This is a genomic window from Allokutzneria sp. NRRL B-24872, from assembly GCF_002155965.1.
Lineage (GTDB): Bacteria > Actinomycetota > Actinomycetes > Mycobacteriales > Pseudonocardiaceae > Allokutzneria.
Genome location: NZ_MUMH01000124.1, coordinates 1 through 16,497, shown reverse-complemented (window position 1 = coordinate 16,497; position 16,497 = coordinate 1). Strand labels below are relative to the sequence as shown.

Genomic DNA, 16,497 nt, shown 5'->3' with positions numbered 1-16,497 from the left:
CGCCGTGCCCGCCTCTTCCGCCAGCCGCGAGCCTGCTGTCCTGCTCGACCCGGAGAACGGCGCGTGGTCCTGTGTCGGCAGAGAGCTGACAGTCGTCGCGAGGGCCATCCGCTGCCACCTCGACCGCCTGCTCGCCGCGCGCGGGCTGACCTTCGCGGGCTTCCTCGCGCTCCAGGAACTCGGCACGGGCGCGCGCGGCAACTCCGAGCTGGCCGCCAGGTTGGAGATCGAGGCGCCCACGCTGACCAGGCAGATCAACAAGCTGGTCGCGACCGGGCTGGTCGAGCGGATCGTGCCGGAGAACAACCGGCGGTGCGTGCGGTTGTCGTTGACCCGCAAGGGCCGCGCGCTGCTCACCACGCTGCGCGCCGAGGTCGCGGAGGCCGACGCCGAGGTGCGCTCGTGCCTCGCCGAGGAGGAGCTGATCACCCTGCGCGCCCTGCTGGGGCGGCTGGGGACGCGGTTGGAGGACCTGGGGCGTCAGCGCGGGGACGGCTGGTGCGCCAGCTCCAGCGTGCGCTCGTAGAGGACTTCCAGCAGCCAGCGGCCGAACAGCGACGGGCCGAACTCCCCGGAGCGGTCCTCCGGCGGCACCAGAGCGGTCGCGCCCGTGCCGTCCGCGGTGACCACGCCGATGCCGTAGTAGTCGAGCTCGATCATCCGCCAGGGGTCCTCGGGCTGCGGCGAGGGCAGCACCACCGCGCACGGCGCGAGGGTCATCAGCGTGCCGCAGGAGGTCAGCGCCCGGTCCACCGAGGACTCGAACACCAGCACGCCGAGCAGCTCCACCGCGGGCACCGGGACCTGGTCGTGGAAGCTCGGCTCGAACCAGGAGCGGAACCACGAGGGGTCCGACTCCGGTGGCCAGCCGTTGCGCGCGCGCCACTCGTGCACGTCGCTCCTGATCCGGACGACGGCGGAGACCTGTTGTCCCAGCACTGACACGTCTGGGACGACCACGCCGTGCCAGCCGAGTGCGGTCGCGGCGTGTTCGAGAGGCGGCACCGGGGCATCGTAGGCCCAGGAGCATCGCCTTGTGGAGGCCGTGGCGGAGCAAGTGCAATTGGCATTTGGCGCCTTACCCCGGACTACCTGCGGATTTTGGCGCGCATTCACCGAAATTTTAGTAACCCTGTCGACTCTCCACCGCGTGTCGCCCCATCGGGTGACCAGCGCCCCCCTGCACCCCCTGCACCGCAGGCCGGGGCGTCGACACGTGAAGGAGTCAGGTCGATGAACCTGCGCTCGATCATCACCACGCTCGGGATCGCGGCCGTCGCCGCCACCCTGCTGCCCGGGCCCTCCGCGCTCGCCTCCGCCCTGCCGGGCACCGAGGCCGGCGTTCCCGAGGCCCAGCGCCTCGCTGGCTTCACCCCGCCCGCCCAGGACCGCAGCGGCGTCAAGCTCAGCCACGCCACCGCGGCCGCCAGGCTGACCGCCGCCGGGATCGGCATCTGGTCCAGCGGCAACTGCTCGAACCGCCTCAACCCGAACTGCACGTCCTTCGAGCAGATCAACTCCGGGACCATCGACGGCATCATCACGCTGCGTCGGGCCAGCGGCTGCGCGCTCGTGGCCACCGGTGGCACCGAGGACGCGCACGGCTCGCACGCGGGCTACTCGCACTGGAACGGCTACAAGATCGATTTCCGGCGCAACACCTGCGTCGAGGGCTACATCCGCCGCACCTTCACCAAGGTCGTGCCGCCGACCTTCGGCATCGAGCAGTACAAGGCGCCCAGCGGCAACATCTACACCAACGAGAGCAACCACTGGGACGTTCTCTACTGGTGAGCCGCGCCTGGTTCCCCTCCCTCACCCCCTGCACGCACTTCTTGAAGGAGAACCATGTCCAGGCGCGTCTTGGGCGCGCTCGTCCTCGCGGCGAGCGCCACCCTGACCCTCCTCCCGCAGGCCTCGGCATCCGTGCCGCACGGGGCCAGCGAACTGGCCACGCCCGAGGCCGTCCGGCTCGGCGACGACGCCCCGCCGAGCGCGCGGAGCGGCACCAAGATCAGCCACGCCACCGCGACCTCGCGGCTGCGCGCGGCGGGCATCACCTGGGGCTCCAGCGGCAACTGCTCGGACCGCAACAACCCCAACTGCACGTCGTTCGACCAGATCTTCTCCGGCACGATCGACCAGGTCATCGTGCTCAAGCGCTCCAGCGGGTGCGCGCTGCACCTCACCGGCGGCACCGAGACCGGCCACGGCGGCGGCACGTACTCGCACTGGAACGGCTACAAGGTCGACTTCCGGCGCAACGACTGCATCGAGGGCTACATCCGGCGCAGCTTCACCAAGCGCACGCCCACGTTCGGTGTCGAGCAGTACCGCTCGGCCGCCGGGAACATCTACACCCGTGAGGCGAACCCGCCGCACTGGGACGTCCTCTACTACTGAGTCATTTCCCGAGGGCGCGTTTCCGCACGCTCAACGCCCACAACACCAGGGGCACCTGGAAGGGCAATCGCGCGTAGGCGATCAGCCGCTGCTTGGCGGGCTTGTCCCGGTAGTCGTAAGCCATCTTGACGTTGGCCGGGAAAACCGCCGCGAACAGGCCCGCGCTCAGCAGCCCGCCGAACCTGCGGGTGCGCGGAAGGGCCACGGCCGCCGCGCACCCCAGCTCGGCGACGCCGGAGAGGTGGGTCCACAGTCGTGCCGAGCCGGGCAACCGGCTCGGCACGATCGCGTCGAAGGGCTCCGGCTTCACGAAGTGCAGCGCGCCCATGCCGCCGAGGAAGGCCGCGAGCACCACGGCCGAGGTCTGCTTGTCAGCTGCCATTACTGAACGGTAACTCCCGTGGTGCGCACGACGCGCGGGGAATCACAGCCCGTGGGCCGCTCACATGCCCTAACCTCCCGCTCCGTGACCGACTCGCACCATCTGGGCGCGGGTTCCGCCGAAGCACAGGAGGTCTCGGCCCGTGCCGAGTCCTACCTCGCGGACCTGCGTGACTGGCTGACCATCCCCTCCATCAGTGCCGATCCCGCCCACGGCGACGACCTGCTGCGCTCAGCGCGCTGGCTCGCGACCGCGCTGCGCCGCGACGGCTGGCCGGAAGCCCGCATCTGGGACGACGGCTACGCCCGACCCGCCGTGCACGCCGTCTGGCGCGGCGACGGCCCCACGGTCTTCGTCTACGGCCACCACGACGTCGCGCCCATCCGCGACGTGCAGGGCTGGAGCCACCCGCCGTTCGAACCCGCCCTGCGCGACGGCGCGCTGATCGCCAGGGGCGCGGTCGCCAAGGGGCTGCTCACGTCCGTGCGGCTGGCCGTGGCCGGGCACCTCGCCGCCACCGGCAGAACCCGCCCGGCCGCCACGGTCGTGCTGCTCGCCGAGGGCGCGGGCGCGGTCGGCTCCGAGCACCTGGAGCGCCTGGTCGATGCGCACCGGGCGGAGCTGGACTGCCAGGTGATGCTGATGCTCGCCCCCGCGCCGAGCGCCGCCGAGCCCACGCTGCTCGCCGAGCTGGGCGTGCCCGCCCTCAGCGGCCTCCCGGTGCTGGGCGGGGCCGCCTCCGACCCCGCCGACGTCACCCAGCAGGATGAACAGCTCAGCACCTCGCTGCTGCTGCACAACGCCGTGCGGCTGGCGGGTCTCCTGGGCGGTCCGCGCCGGAACCCGGCGGGGATCGACCTTCTCGACCACGGGAGCGCGGCATGATCCGCCTTCGTCGCACGACCGACGACCTCGACGTCAAGCCGGGGCACGCCCTGGTCGGCGTGCTGAAGATCCCGACGCACACGATGAGCCCGATCCGCGCCATCGTGCGCAGGGTCATCGGCGCCTCGCTGGCGCTGATCGCGACGGTGCTGATCGTCTACTTCGACCGCGAGGGCTACCGCGACGTCAACGAGGACGGGCTCTCGCTGCTCGACTCGATCTACTACGCGACCGTGTCGCTGTCGACCACCGGCTACGGCGACATCACCCCGGCCTCCCCGTCGGCCCGGTTGATCAACGTCCTGGTGATCACCCCGCTGCGCGTGCTGTTCCTGATCGTCCTGGTCGGTACCACCCTCGAGGTGCTCACCGACCGCTCCAGGCAGGCTCTCAAGATCCAAAGTTGGAGGTCCAAGGTGCGCGACCACACGGTCGTCATCGGGTACGGCACCAAGGGCCGCTCCGCGGTCACCGCGCTGCTCGGGGAGGGGACCGAGAGCACGCAGATCGTCGTCGTCGACACCGACCACGAGTCGCTGGAGGCCGCCTCCGCCCAGGGCCTGGTCACCGTGCACGGCTCCGGAACGCGCTCCGACGTGCTCCGGCTGGCCGGCGCGTCCAGGGCCAAGGCCATCGTGGTCGCGGCCAACCGCGACGACACCGCCGTGCTGGTCACGCTGACCGCCCGCGAGCTGGCCCCGAAGGCCCAGATCGTGGCGGCGGTGCGGGAGGCGGAGAACGTCCACCTGCTGCGCCAGTCCGGCGCCGACTCGGTCGTGGTCTCCAGCGAGACCGCGGGCAGGCTGCTCGGCATGGCCACCTCCACGCCGTCGGTGGTGGAGATGTTCGAGGACCTGCTCACCCCGGACGCCGGGCTGGCCATCTCCGAGCGCGAGGTCGAGGCCGCCGAGATCGGCGGATCGCCGAGGCACCTCTCCGACATCGTGCTCGGCGTGGTGCGTGGCGGCCGGCTCTACCGGGTCGACGCGCCCGAGGCCGACGCCATCGAATCCGGCGACCGGTTGCTCTACGTCCGCAAGGTGACCCCGGCTGGAGAGGACTAGCCGAGGCGGGTCTGGGACCATCCTCGGTGTGGTCGCTCGCCCTGCCCCGGTCCGCTGGGGACTGATCCTGCTCGTCGTCGGCCTTGTCGGACTCGGCGCCGCCCTCGTCGTGTGGGGGCTTCCGCTGGTCACGGGCTCGTCGTCGGGCGATCTCGCGCCGACCCGGCGGGTGCCGGCCACCGTCGTCGCGCCGGTCGCCTGCGGCAGCGACGCGCGGGACGGGATCGAGATCCGCGTGGACGGGCTGCCGATGCGCGCCAAGCTCGACGCGTGCGGCAGCCGCGAGGGCGAGCAGCTCCAGGTCGAGGTGCCGCAGAAGCTGCCCGCCGTCACGGAGAACCTGGTCGTGCAGGTGGTCGGTACCGGGCAGGCGGGAAGCGGGCTCGGCCAGCGGCTGCGCGCGGTGCTGTGCACGGTCGCCGGGGTGGCGGGAGCGATCTACGCGCTGCTGCTCGCCGGGTACGGCAGGCGGCGAACGGCCACCGAACAGCCCGCCTGATCACCACCTGATCTCCTCCTCATCACGGTGGGAACCGGGGCGGGTGAGCTCGCGTCGGAGCGGGAAAATTATTTCCGCCCGCCGTGGAGGGGAGCCCCATGCCGCACCGACCCGCGCGGGCGAGGGCGCTCGTCGCCCTCACCGCCGAGGAGTTCGACCGCTGTTGGCGCGGGCTCAACCTGGGGCAGTTGCCCGAGCCCTTCGCGCACTTCACCGGGAGGGCGGCGAGCGGACCCGCCCAGGTCGAGCCGAGGCTGCGCGAGCTGCTGACCGTGCTGGCCACCGGCCGCCAGGAGCTGCACGCCTCCCTGCGCCAGGACCCCGGCCGCCGCGTGATGGCGGCGGGCGTCGGCGACGAGGGCGTGCTCGCGGTCTGCGACGGCTCCAAGATCACTCTCACCAGCATCTTCGGCAAGGCGCTGACCAGGACGATCGTCACCGCGGTGCCCTCGCTGCGGGGCGGCCCCGGGCGCTCGGTGAGCCTGCCCAGCGCGGTCTTCGACGCCGCGTGCGCCGACGGTGAGGACCTGGCGGCGGGCCTGGTGGAGCGGCGGATCGGGCAGGCGGACGCGGCCATGATCGGCGAGATGCTGAGCGGGGTGGTCGGCGGCGGCCAGTTCACCTCGGCCGTGCGCGACAACGCCAACCGGCGCAAGCGCGGCGGGCACGCGGTCGCGTTCGTGGACACCGACCACGGCCGCTACCTGATCGAGCAGCGCGCCACCTACAACGGTCCCGCGTGGACCACCATCGCCCCCGGCGGCATCGCCCGCCTCACCAACCAGGTCGGGCGCCTGCTCACCGACACCGCGCGATGAGTTCTCCTCGTCCCGGCGGTCCACCCTCCGAGACGACCGAGAGGAGTGGTCCGCGTGGACCTCTACAGCATCATGCCGGTGAGCGACCTCGCCCGAGCCCTGATGTGGTTCGAGGTGTTCTTCGGGCGCCCGGCCGACGAGGTGATCGGCGAGGAGCACCTGTGGCAGGTCGGTGAGAACGCGTGGGTCGTCGTGGTCGCCCGCGACGTGCGCGCGGCTCGGCTGGGCAAGGCGATGGTCACGCTCGGCGTGACGGATCTCGACGACGTCCTGGCGCGCTTGGCCGCCAACGGCATCGAGCACGAACCGGTGGAGACCTACGGCAACGGCGTGCGCCACGTCGAGGTGCTCGACCCCGACGGCAACAGCCTCTCGCTGGCCCAGGCGCCCGCTAGCTGACCTCGGAGGCGGACGCCGTCCAGGTGTTGCACGAGGACGTGCGGTTGTCCTTGTGACCGCGCTTGGCCCACGCCGCCTGGTTGCTGGCCTTGCCGTGCGTGCTGCCCTGCACGGAGGTGTCGTCCATCCTGCGGAAGTCCGCGACCCCGCTGTCCGCGAGCGACTTGGTCACCGAGCCGCGGCCCGAGGTGGCGGCGAAGAACATCCCGGCGAAGCAGGTCGCCTGCATCTCGATGCGGCGGGAGGTCTCGCGGCCGGTCGGGGTGGACTCGCCCGCGTCGATCTGCTGCCGGTTGGCCGCCGAGAGCATGCCGCTGACGGCCTGCACGTGGTGGCCGTACTCGTGCGCCAGCGTCGCCAGGTGCCCCGACGCGGCGGAGCGGCCGGAACCGTAGTTGCGCTGCAAGCGGGTGATCGGCATGTAGATCGTGAAGTTGGCGCCGCAGTACATCGCGATCGCCTCGTCCTCGTTCGGCGGCTCGCCGCAGGGGTTGCGCGGCAGGTCCGGTGAGGTGTCCAGCTTCGCCTGCTGCGTCGGCAGGTTGGCCGCCTGGAGCACCGGCGTCCACGCCGCCTCCAGGCACTTCAGCCCGGCGGCGTAGTAGGCGTGCAGCTGGTCCTCGGTGCGCCCGAACGCGGGCAGCTGGCAGTCGGTCGGCCCGAGCCCGAGGCCCTCGGCCAGCAGCGGGTGGTCGGCGAGGCGGTACTTCGGCCGGGCGACCGGCTTCTCGTCGGGACCCGCGCTCGAACTCGCGGGCGGGACGGCGGCCAGCCCGGGGTCGCCGACGTCCGGCGTCGAGCCCCACGTGCGAGCCAGCCCGGCGAAGCCGAGGGTGCCCACGAGCAGGCCGACCACCACGAGGGTGATCACCAGGGGCGAGTTGCCGCGCCTCCGGTAGTGCGCCGTCGGGTCCTCGAGGGGCGGCTCGACTGGCTCTGTCATCGTCGGGGCCTCCACACGCCGGACCGGCAGAAGACGCACGTCCCGGGGTCGGGGCGCGCACTGGAAAGCATAGGCTGAGGCGCCGGGGCCGTGCGGGCATAGGCTTGCGGCCATGGCCCAACCCCAGCTTCACCGGTTCACCCTGCCCAACGGGTTGCGGGTGCTCCTGGCTCCGGACCCGTCAGCGCCCGTCGTCGGTGTCAGCGTGCACTACGACGTGGGGTTCCGATCGGAGCCGGAGGGGCGCACAGGGTTCGCCCACCTCTTCGAGCACCTGATGTTCCAGGGCAGCGAGAGCCTGGAGAAGCTCGCGCACTTCCGGCACGTCCAGGGCTCCGGTGGCACCTTCAACGGCTCAACGCACCAGGACTACACCGACTACTACCAGGTCACGCCGTCCGCGGCGCTGGAGCGGATGCTCTTCCTGGAAGCCGACCGGATGCGCGCTCCGAAGATCACCGAGGAGAACCTGCGCAACCAGGTCGACGTGGTCAAGGAGGAGATCCGGCTCAACGTGCTGAACCGGCCCTACGGCGGGTTCCCGTGGATCACCCTGCCGCCGGTGCTGTACTCCACCTTCGCCAACGCGCACAACGGTTACGGCGACTTCGCCGAGCTGGAGCAGGCGACCCTGGACGACTGCGCGTCCTTCTTCGACACCTACTACGCGCCGGGCAACGCCGTGCTGACGGTGACCGGCGAGTTCGAGCTCAAGCCGACGATCGAGCTGGTGCACAAGCACTTCGGCGACGTCAAGGCCCGCCCGGTGCCGCCGCGCCCGTCCTTCTCCGAGCCGCTGCCGACCACCGAGCTGCGCGGCGAGCAGGTCGACCAGCACGCGACGCTGCCCGGCCTGACCGTGGGCTACCGCCTGCCCGACCCGAGCACCGACATGAACGGCTACCTGGCCTACATGGTGCTGTCCTCGCTGCTCAGCGACGGTGACTCGGCGCGACTGGTGCAGCGACTGGTGCACAGCGACGAGCTGGTGATCGAGATCAGCGCGCGCTGCGGCCTGCTCGGCAGCTCGCTGGACGCGCGCGACCCGGACACCTTCGCGATCGTGGCCATCCACCCCGGCCAGGTCGAGCAGGCGCGAGTGCTCGGCGCGATCGACGAGGAGCTGGAGCGGCTGGCCGCGCACGGTCCCGAGGCCGACGAGCTGGCCAGGATCACCGCGCGCTGGGCGGCGACGCTGCACGGGGCGCACGACCGGTTGACCTCGCGGACGCTGAACTACGGCTCGGCCGAGCTGCTGTTCGGCCGAGCCGAGCTCATCGGCGAGCTGCCGAGCCTGCTCGCGGCCGTGACCCCGGACGACGTGGCGAAGGCCGCCAAGGGCCTGCGGCCCGACTCCCGCGCCGTGCTGACCCTGACCCCCGCTGGAGGCGCCAAGTGACTCGCACCGCCGCCGAGATCGGCCGCACCGAAGCCGGTCCGCGCCCCCTGCCGGACCTCCTCGCGCAGAGCACCGCCGTCGAGCCCGAGCTCGTGGACACCGTGCTGGACAACGGTTTGCGCGTGATCGCCGCGCGCCGCGCCACCGTGCCCATGGTCGAGTTCCGGCTCACCGTCCCGTTCGCGGGGGAGCGGCCCGAGCACGCCGCGCAGGCCGAGCTGCTGTCCGCGACGCTGCTCGCGGGCACCGCCAACCGCACGATGGTCGAGCTGGACAGCGACCTGGCCCGGGTCGGTGCCGCGCTGAGCGTCGGTGTCGACCCCGAGCACCTCACGCTGGCCTGGAACGGCCTCGTCGAGGGCCTTGACCTCCAGCTGGACGTCCTCGCCGACCTGCTGACCGCGGCGGCGTACCCCGAGCAGGAGGTCTACCGCGAGCGCGAGCGACTGGTCAGCTCGATCTCGCTGATGCGCTCGCAGCCCGGCACGATCGCCCGGGAAGCGTTGCAGCGCCACCGCTACGGCGACCACCCGTTCACCAGGGAGGTGCCGACCGAGGAGGCCGCGGCGGCCGTCACCGTCGAGGACGTCCGCGAGCTGCACCGCACCGCCGTGCTCCCGCGCGGGTCCGTGCTCGTGATCGTCGGCGACGTCGATCCGCGCCGGGCCGTCGACCAGATCGCGGAGAAGCTCACCGGGTGGAAGTCCGACGCCAGCGCGGTGGACATGCCGCAGCTGCCGGACATCGCGGGCGGCGACCTGCGCCTCGTCGACCGTCCGGGCGCCGTGCAGTCGCAGCTGCGGCTGAGCACGCAGGCGGTTCCGCGCACCGATCCGCGCTACCCCGCGCTGCAGATGGCCAACGTCGCCTTCGGCGGGTTCTTCTCCTCGCGCGTGGTCGAGAACCTCCGCGAGGACAAGGGCTACACGTACTCGGTGCACTCGATGTTCGAGTTCACGCCGGGCAAGGCGACGCTGATCCTCAGCGGGGACACCGCGAGCGAGGTCACCGCGCCCGCCGTCCTCGAAGCGCGCTACGAGCTCGGCCGGATGTGCCTGGTGCCGCCGACGGAGTCCGAGGTCGACACCGTGCGCCGCTACCTCGTCGGCTCGCTGTCCATCGGCGTCTCCTCGCAGGCCGGGCTCGCCAGCAACCTCGCGGGGCTGGCGTCGGTCGGCCTCGGCGCGGAGTGGCTGTGGGCGCACCCTGACCGCCTGCGCAAGGTCACCGCCGAGCAGATCGCCGAGGCCGCAGCCGAGTTCTTCCGGCCGACCGCGTGGACCGGCGTGGTCGTCGGCGACGCCTCGACGCTGGAGGCACCGCTGCGCGGGCTCGGAGGTGTCGTCCTCTCGTGACGGACTTCGCGCTCGACGGATTACCCGCCCTGTCGCGGTCCACTGTGGACAGAGCGGACGCCTCGCGGGACGACGTCGAACTGCTCGCCAAGGGGTGGAAGGAGGCCGCTCTCGTCGTGATCGACGAGCGCGGCCGCGCCCGGCTCGTGGACGACGTGCTGCACCTCGGCCGCACCAGCGACCTCGGCGAGGCGCCCGTGGACGGCGCGGTGTTCCTCGGCGTGCAGGACGACACCGCGTACTGGGCCGTTCGCGGTCCCGGTGCGGAGGACTGGCAGGACCTGCGCATGTGCGGGGCGTTGCTGAGCGACACCGACGCCGGGCTCATGACCGCCGCCGTCGGCCTGCTCGCGTGGCACGACCTCAGCAACTTCTGCGCGCGCTGCGGTTCTCCGACGGAGGCCGTGCGCGCGGGCTGGGCTCGGCGGTGCACGGGGTGCGGGCACGAGGAGTACCCGCGCACCGACCCCGCCGTGATCTGTCTCGTGCACGACGGCGATTCGCACGTCCTGCTCGCGCGCCAGCCGGTCTGGCCCGCCGAGCGGTATTCGGTGCTCGCGGGCTTCGTCGAGGTCGGCGAGTCGTTGGAGGCGTGCGTGGAGCGCGAGGTCGGCGAAGAGGTCGGCGTCGCCGTCCGCTCCGTCCGCTACCTCGGCAGCCAGCCCTGGCCGTTCCCGCGCTCGCTGATGGTCGGCTTCTCCGCGCTCGCCGACCGCGACGCGCCTCTTGTGCTCGCGGAGGGCGAGATCGAGCACGCCAAGTGGGTGCACCGCGACGAGGTCCGCGCGGCCTTCGCGGCGGGCGGGGCCATCCCCGGTCTCGGCCTGCCCGGCGCCAGCTCCATCGCCCACCGCATGCTCGCCGCGTGGGCGAACGTCCAGCTCTGAACGTGTTCCTGTGAAACAAAATCCACCCACGCTGAGCCGCGCGTCCCTCCGGCGCGCGGCCTCTGCGAGTATGGGGCGGTGGGCGACTCGGAGCACGCGAACAGGCTGAGCGAGGGACTCGATCCCGAGCAGCGGGAAGCGGTGCACGCGCCGCGCGGCCCGGTCTGCGTCCTCGCGGGCGCGGGCACCGGCAAGACGCGGACGATCACCCGCCGCATCGCGCACCTGGTCAACAACGGTCACGTCGCGGCGGGCCAGGTCCTCGCGGTCACCTTCACCGCGCGCGCGGCGGGCGAGATGCGCACACGCCTGCGCGCGCTCGGCGTCCAAGGCGCGCAGGCGCGGACCTTCCACGCCGCCGCGTTGCGCCAGCTGCGCTACTTCTGGCCCAGGGTCGTCGGCGACGCGCCGTGGGAGCTGCTGGACGGCAAGCTCCGCCTCGTCGGCCAGGCGGCGCAGCGCGCGGGCGCCCCGACCGACCGCGAGTCCCTGCGCGACTTCGCCAGCGAGATCGAGTGGGCCAAGGCGTCGCTGATCACCCCCGACGACTACGGCACGGCCACCGCCAAGATCGGCCGCGAGATCCCGGGCCCGGCTGAGCAGGTCACCGCCGTGTACGCGGGCTACGAGGCCCTGAAGACACGCGCGCGGTCGCTGGACTTCGACGACCTGCTGCTGCACACCGCCGCCGTGCTGGAGGAGCACCACGACGTCGCCGGGGAGTTCCGCGAGCGCTACCGCTGCTTCGTTGTCGACGAGTACCAGGACGTCACCCCGCTCCAGCAGCGCGTGCTCGACGCCTGGCTGGGCAACCGCGACGACCTCACCGTGGTCGGCGACGCGAACCAGACGATCTACTCCTTCGCGGGAGCGTCCCCGCGCCCGCTGCTGGACTTCTCCAAGCGCTTCCCCGAGGCCGTCGTGGTCCGGCTCGAACGCGACTACCGCTCCACCCCGCAGGTCGTGGCGCTGGCCAACAAGGTCATCGGCGCCGCGCGCGGACGCCCGGCCGGCTCGCGCCTGCAGCTGATCGGCCAGCGCCCCGACGGCCCGCAACCGCACTTCGCCGAGTTCGACGACGAGAACGCCGAGGCGCGTGCGGTCGTCCGGCGCATCCGCAAGCTGCTCGACGCGGGCGTCTCCGCGAGCGAGATCGCGGTGCTCTACCGCGTCAACGCGCAGTCGGAGGTCTACGAGCAGGCCCTGACCGAGGCGGAGATCCCGTACCAGGTGCGCGGCGGGGAGCGGTTCTTCCACCGCCCGGAGGTCCGCCAGGCCATGCACGTGCTGCGCTCCAACGGAGAGCTGGAGATCGGCGCGAACACGCTGCCGGACGTGGTGCGCAAGCTGCTCTCCACCATCGGCCTCACCGACGAGCCGCCGACCGGTGGCGCGATGCGGGAGAAGTGGGAGTCCCTGCTCGCGCTCGTCGAGTTGGCCGAGGAGTTCGCCGCCGCGGTCGAGGACGCCGACCTGCCGCGCTTCGTCGGCGAGCTGGTGCTGCGCGCGGAGGCCCAGCACCCGCCGACCGTGGAGGGCGTGACGCTCGCCTCGCTGCACGCGGCGAAGGGCCTGGAGTGGGACGCGGTGTTCCTCGTCGGTCTCACCGAGGGCACCCTGCCGATCCAGCACGTGCTCTCCGACAGTTCGGGTGGCTCCGAAGGGATCGAGGAGGAGCGCAGGCTCTTCTACGTCGGCGTCACGCGGGCCCGCGAGCACCTGTGGCTGTCCTGGGCGCTGATGCGCTCGGCCGGTGGGGGCGGCAGGCCGAGGCGTCGCAGCCGCTTCCTCTACGGGCTCGTCCCCGACGACCACCCGGCCGCCCTGCCCGCCAAGGGCACGGTCGCCGGCGCGTCCTCGCTGCGCCGGGACGCCGCGAAACCGGAGTGCCGCACGTGCGCCGGGCCGCTCATCGGCAGCGTCGCGGTCAAGCTCGGCAGGTGCGCGAGCTGTCCGTCCGATGTGGACGAACAACTGCTCGGCAGGCTCAAGGTGTGGCGCGCCGACCGCGCGAAGCAGCTCAAGGTCCCGGCCTACGTGGTGTTCACGGACGCGACCCTGATGGCCATCGCCGAGCAGCGCCCGACGACGGTCGCCGCCCTTGTGGGCATCTCGGGTATTGGCGCGTCGAAGTTGGACAAGTATGGTTCTGACGTGCTCGATCTCGTGCACGCTGGGGGCTCGGACGGTGGCTCGCCGTCACTCATCCGGGCGAGTGAAGACCAACTCGAATAATTCGGTTGCACGCCCTGGCACGCGAGACATAGCCTGCAAGGGACGGGAGCCCCGGCTCCCGACATCCACACGTGAAAACGCCCGAGTTCGCTCGGGCCCAGATGACCTCGGAAAGGAGGTGGCCGCAGTGAAGATCACCAAGAACCTCTCGCTCGCGGGCTACCCCTCCTTCGCCGGGGTCATTGGCATGTCCGCGCCCATCGGCAGCGGCATGAAGTCCAGGGGTGGCGCGTGGACCATCACCGCCCCAGTCGCGCTGAAGCCGTTGGGCACCGGTCTGCCCGTTGCCGCCCCGTCCGTCGCTCTGCACGTGACCCGTGAAGACCAGCCCGTTGATGTTCGGCAGAACGTCCGTGCTTGCTCGTCCGTACCAGTGGACCGAAGTCCCTGACACCGTCAGGACACAGGCTCACGAAGGCCGCGGACCGCAAGTCGGTTCGCGGCCTTCGTCATTTCCACACCCGGAAACACCCCGAGAAACACCCGAAAACACAGAACAACCGAGGAGAACACTGTGTTGACCGCGACCGTTCCGCCTTGCGGAACGATCCCCGAGGTCGGGTCCGTTCCCGACTACGGAACCGCCGACGTCTTCGACGCGGCGAGCAACCTGCCCTGCCGAGTCGGCGACGCTGACCTCTGGTTCGCCGACACCCCGTCCGACCTCGACCGCGCCAAGACGCTCTGCGTCGACTGCCCCGTCCGGGCCGAGTGCCTGGCCGGAGCGCTCGCGCGGCGCGAGCCCTGGGGCGTCTGGGGTGGGGAGATCTTCGAGCGCGGCGCGGTGATCGCACGCAAGCGGCCCCGTGGCCGTCCGCGCAAGGAGACCACCGTCGGCGCCACGGGCGTCACCGCGAAGCAGGAGGCAGCCGCATGAACGACCACATCTACTTCGACGCGATGACCAGCAACGATCTTCACCAAAGGGTGGCTTCGAACATGTTTCTCCATGAGCATCTAACCCGTCAACGAATGCGGGAGGCGGAGCACTCCGCCGCGCACGAGCGACAAGCCCGTCGCATGTCCGCCGCGCAGCGGTGGCAGTGGCTGGCGTCGGTGGCCAACCGCAGGGCGGACCGGCACCGGTCCACGCTCTGATCCCGCGCCGGGGCGGAAACCCCTCCGCCCCAACAAGATCCACTTCGATCCGATGAGCACGAGATGACGGGCGTCGTCCTCCCAGGACGGCGCCCGTCGCCGTTTCCCCACCTCACGCTCGCCAGCCACGCGGAAACGTCGGCGAGGACGGTGCCCGCGCACCATCGGGTTCACCGGTGTTCAGCCCCCTCAACTGTCTTCAACGACGGCCGTATCGGGCTCAACCTCTTGCGGGGCAACGGCCCGGCCGAGTCGGGCAACCCGCTCGCGCGCGTCGGTACGGTCAGCCCATGGGCTCCCACGCGCACGCGCACGACAACATCGACTGGCCGAGCCGGCTCACCGAGCTGCGCAGGGCGGACCTGCTGACCGCGACGGCGCGCGCAGAGGTCGCCGCGCGCCTGGTCGACGACAGCGTTCGCACGGTGATCGACATGGGCTCCGGCTCCGGCGGCTGGGCGAGTTCCTTCGCCGAGGCGCTGCGCGCGGCCGGAAAACCCGGCGCCATCGTGGTGCTGGTCGACGCGGTGCCGGACCTGCTCGCCGCGGCCGAGGAGAGCGTCCGCGCGGTGGCGGGCGCCGAGATCGAGGTGGTCGTCGTGCACGGTGACGCCGCCGACCCCGAGCTGGCCCGGCGACTGCCCGCCGCCGACCTCATCTGGGCATCGCACGTCGTGCACCACCTGCCCGACGAACGGCAGGGAGTGCGCAACCTCGCCGCTTCACTCGCTCCCGGCGGCCGCTTGGCGCTGGCCGAGGGTGGCCTGCCCTCGCGCTTCCTCGCCAACGATCTCGGAGTCGGCGAACCCGGCCTGCAGCAGCGGCTGGACGTGGCGAACACCCAGTGGTTCAAGGCGATGCGCGCTGAGATGAGCGGTTCGATCCCGCTGACCGAGGGCTGGAGCAGCGTGCTCCGCGGCGTCGGCCTCGTCGACGTGACCGCCTTCAGCTATCTCTTCGACCGCCCGGCCCCGCTGAGCGACGCCGACCGCACGACCGTGATCGACCGCGTCCGCTGGCTGCGCGACACCACCGAGGGCTGGTGCTCCGCCGAGGACACCGCGCTGCTCGACCGCATGCTCGACCCCGGCGACCAGCTCAGCCTCGTTGACCGCGAGGACCTGTTCTGGTTGCAGGCCAACACGGTCCACCTCGGCCGCAGGCCGCTCGCGTAGCCTCCAGCCATGAACGAGCCCGTCGCCTGCCACCGCTGCGGCACCGTCCGCGACCTCGACGGCGATCCGACCGCGGCGCTGGCCTGGGTCAGCGATCGGGACAGCGGCCGCACCCGCTGGTTGTGCCCCGCCTGCGCGCGGACGCACGTGCGCGACATCGAGAGCAAGCTGCCCAGCGAGTGGTGGGCCTGACGCGTCCCGTTGCCGGGGTGAGTCAGTCCTCTTCGGCGAAACCGGGCTGCCAGCGCGTGACGATCTCGCGCGCGGGCACCTCGGCGTCCAGCTGGCACAGGATGCCGATGGAGCCCATCGTCACCCGGTGGATCAGCAGGTAGCTCGGCGGCAGGTTGAGGAACCGCCCGGTGCGGAAGTCCGCTCCGCGCAGGTTGCTGATCCGCTCCGCCTGGCGCTGCAACCAGCTCCTGGTGAAGTGGAACCGCTCCGCACCCATCGGCTCGACGAACGGTGCCAGGTAGCTGAGCACGTCCTGCGCGTCCAGGTCGGTGTCCTGACCGAGGAAGCGCTCGGCGCGCAGCAGTTGCATCAGGTCCTCGGACCTGCCCTGCAACGCCAGCCTGGTCAGCACGCCGAGCGTGTGCGGCAGCCCCTCCGGCAACCGCGCGACCGCGCCGAAGTCGATCACGCACAACCTGCCGTCCGGCAGCGTCATGAAGTTGCCGGGGTGCGGGTCGGCGTGCAGCAGACCGCTCCGCTCGGGCGCCGAGAAGTGGAACAGCGACAGCAGGTGGCCCGCCGCGTCCCGCTCCTCCCGCGTGCCGTCCTTGATCGTCGCCGCCAGCGGTGTGCCCTCGACCCACTCCGAGACCATGACCTTGGGCGCGCTGGCCACCACCCTGGGCACGACGATGTGCTCGTCGTCGACGAAGCCCTTGGCGAAGGCCCGCTGGTTGTCCGCCTCGATGCGGTAGTCCAGCTCCTCCACCATCCGCTCGCG

At 71.7% G+C, this 16,497-nt stretch carries 21 protein-coding genes; 17 read left to right on the top strand and 4 right to left on the bottom strand.

The features are described from left to right. Window positions 1–4: 4 nt before the first annotated feature. Window positions 5–526: a MarR family winged helix-turn-helix transcriptional regulator gene (locus tag CCN37_RS28420; protein WP_086826640.1), complete on the top strand. Its 522-nt coding sequence runs from the start codon at window positions 5–7 to the stop codon at window positions 524–526. Here CCN37_RS28420 and CCN37_RS28415 read toward each other — a convergent pair. After that, window positions 481–1,005 (bottom strand): hypothetical protein, encoded by a 525-nt coding sequence (locus tag CCN37_RS28415; RefSeq protein WP_086826638.1) that lies wholly within the window; start codon window positions 1,003–1,005, stop codon window positions 481–483. The genes CCN37_RS28420 and CCN37_RS28415 overlap by 46 nt on opposite strands. A 228-nt stretch (window positions 1,006–1,233) precedes the next feature. On the opposite strand from CCN37_RS28415, the gene CCN37_RS28410 reads away from it, so the two are divergent. Next, a complete protein-coding gene (locus CCN37_RS28410; RefSeq protein ID WP_086826636.1) occupies window positions 1,234–1,794 on the top strand; it encodes a hypothetical protein in 561 nt (186 codons plus the stop codon). Window positions 1,795–1,848: 54 nt separating this feature from the next. After that, the gene (locus CCN37_RS28405) at window positions 1,849–2,403 is read left to right on the top strand and encodes a hypothetical protein (protein ID WP_086826632.1); all 555 of its coding nucleotides are present in this window, start codon (window positions 1,849–1,851) and stop codon (window positions 2,401–2,403) included. 1 nt (window position 2,404) lies between these two features. Here CCN37_RS28405 and CCN37_RS28400 read toward each other — a convergent pair whose 3' ends face one another. Continuing rightward, on the bottom strand, window positions 2,405–2,785 hold the full coding sequence (locus CCN37_RS28400) for a hypothetical protein (protein ID WP_086826629.1): 381 nt from the start codon (window positions 2,783–2,785) through the stop codon (window positions 2,405–2,407). Window positions 2,786–2,869: 84 nt separating this feature from the next. Here CCN37_RS28400 and CCN37_RS28395 point away from each other — a divergent pair, with 84 nt between their 5' ends. The 5 genes from CCN37_RS28395 (at window position 2,870) to CCN37_RS28375 (ending at window position 6,450) form a co-directional block, all read left to right on the top strand. Next, window positions 2,870–3,670, top strand: coding sequence for a M20/M25/M40 family metallo-hydrolase (locus CCN37_RS28395; RefSeq protein ID WP_168200903.1), 801 nt, complete (start codon window positions 2,870–2,872; stop codon window positions 3,668–3,670). Further along, window positions 3,667–4,734, top strand: coding sequence for a TrkA family potassium uptake protein (locus tag CCN37_RS28390; protein WP_086826625.1), 1,068 nt, complete (start codon window positions 3,667–3,669; stop codon window positions 4,732–4,734). Before CCN37_RS28395 ends, CCN37_RS28390 begins: the two co-directional genes overlap by 4 nt. Window positions 4,735–4,762: 28 nt before the next feature. Beyond that, complete coding sequence (locus CCN37_RS28385; RefSeq protein ID WP_086826623.1) at window positions 4,763–5,233, top strand: hypothetical protein; 471 nt, start codon at window positions 4,763–4,765, stop codon at window positions 5,231–5,233. 98 nt (window positions 5,234–5,331) lie between these two features. Further along, window positions 5,332–6,051, top strand: a complete 720-nt coding sequence (locus tag CCN37_RS28380; protein WP_086826621.1) for an ESX secretion-associated protein EspG — start codon at window positions 5,332–5,334, stop codon at window positions 6,049–6,051. A gap of 54 nt (window positions 6,052–6,105) precedes the next feature. Further along, window positions 6,106–6,450, top strand: a complete 345-nt coding sequence (locus CCN37_RS28375; protein ID WP_086826619.1) for a VOC family protein — start codon at window positions 6,106–6,108, stop codon at window positions 6,448–6,450. Here CCN37_RS28375 and CCN37_RS28370 read toward each other — a convergent pair. Beyond that, window positions 6,443–7,393, bottom strand: coding sequence for a neutral zinc metallopeptidase (locus CCN37_RS28370; RefSeq protein ID WP_168200902.1), 951 nt, complete (start codon window positions 7,391–7,393; stop codon window positions 6,443–6,445). The genes CCN37_RS28375 and CCN37_RS28370 overlap by 8 nt on opposite strands. 112 nt (window positions 7,394–7,505) lie before the next feature. On the opposite strand from CCN37_RS28370, the gene CCN37_RS28365 reads away from it, so the two are divergent. The 9 genes from CCN37_RS28365 to CCN37_RS28325 all read left to right on the top strand — a co-directional run bounded on the left by CCN37_RS28365 (window position 7,506) and on the right by CCN37_RS28325 (window position 15,734). Beyond that, complete coding sequence (locus CCN37_RS28365) at window positions 7,506–8,792, top strand: pitrilysin family protein (protein WP_086826615.1); 1,287 nt, start codon at window positions 7,506–7,508, stop codon at window positions 8,790–8,792. Next, window positions 8,789–10,147 carry a pitrilysin family protein gene (locus CCN37_RS28360; protein ID WP_086826613.1) on the top strand — a complete coding sequence of 453 codons (1,359 nt, stop codon included), beginning with the start codon at window positions 8,789–8,791 and terminating at the stop codon, window positions 10,145–10,147. The genes CCN37_RS28365 and CCN37_RS28360 overlap by 4 nt, the downstream gene beginning before the upstream one ends. Further along, window positions 10,144–11,034 carry an NAD(+) diphosphatase gene (gene nudC / locus CCN37_RS28355; RefSeq protein WP_086826611.1) on the top strand — a complete coding sequence of 297 codons (891 nt, stop codon included), beginning with the start codon at window positions 10,144–10,146 and terminating at the stop codon, window positions 11,032–11,034. The genes CCN37_RS28360 and nudC overlap by 4 nt, the downstream gene beginning before the upstream one ends. 78 nt (window positions 11,035–11,112) lie before the next feature. Further along, on the top strand, window positions 11,113–13,269 hold the full coding sequence (locus CCN37_RS28350) for an ATP-dependent DNA helicase UvrD2 (protein ID WP_086826609.1): 2,157 nt from the start codon (window positions 11,113–11,115) through the stop codon (window positions 13,267–13,269). Window positions 13,270–13,396: 127 nt separating this feature from the next. Further along, window positions 13,397–13,660, top strand: coding sequence for a hypothetical protein (locus CCN37_RS28345; RefSeq protein ID WP_086826607.1), 264 nt, complete (start codon window positions 13,397–13,399; stop codon window positions 13,658–13,660). Window positions 13,661–13,816: 156 nt separating this feature from the next. Beyond that, window positions 13,817–14,146 carry a WhiB family transcriptional regulator gene (locus CCN37_RS28340; RefSeq protein WP_210408251.1) on the top strand — a complete coding sequence of 110 codons (330 nt, stop codon included), beginning with the start codon at window positions 13,817–13,819 and terminating at the stop codon, window positions 14,144–14,146. Continuing rightward, on the top strand, window positions 14,143–14,367 hold the full coding sequence (locus CCN37_RS28335) for a hypothetical protein (protein WP_086826603.1): 225 nt from the start codon (window positions 14,143–14,145) through the stop codon (window positions 14,365–14,367). Before CCN37_RS28340 ends, CCN37_RS28335 begins: the two co-directional genes overlap by 4 nt. Window positions 14,368–14,657: 290 nt before the next feature. Beyond that, complete coding sequence (locus CCN37_RS28330) at window positions 14,658–15,542, top strand: trans-aconitate 2-methyltransferase (protein ID WP_086826601.1); 885 nt, start codon at window positions 14,658–14,660, stop codon at window positions 15,540–15,542. 9 nt (window positions 15,543–15,551) lie between these two features. Further along, window positions 15,552–15,734, top strand: coding sequence for a hypothetical protein (locus CCN37_RS28325; RefSeq protein WP_086826599.1), 183 nt, complete (start codon window positions 15,552–15,554; stop codon window positions 15,732–15,734). Between the two features lie 22 nt (window positions 15,735–15,756). Here CCN37_RS28325 and CCN37_RS28320 read toward each other — a convergent pair. After that, window positions 15,757–16,497, bottom strand: a 741-nt coding sequence (locus CCN37_RS28320; RefSeq protein ID WP_168200901.1) for an AarF/UbiB family protein, incomplete at its 5' end; no start/stop codon positions are given.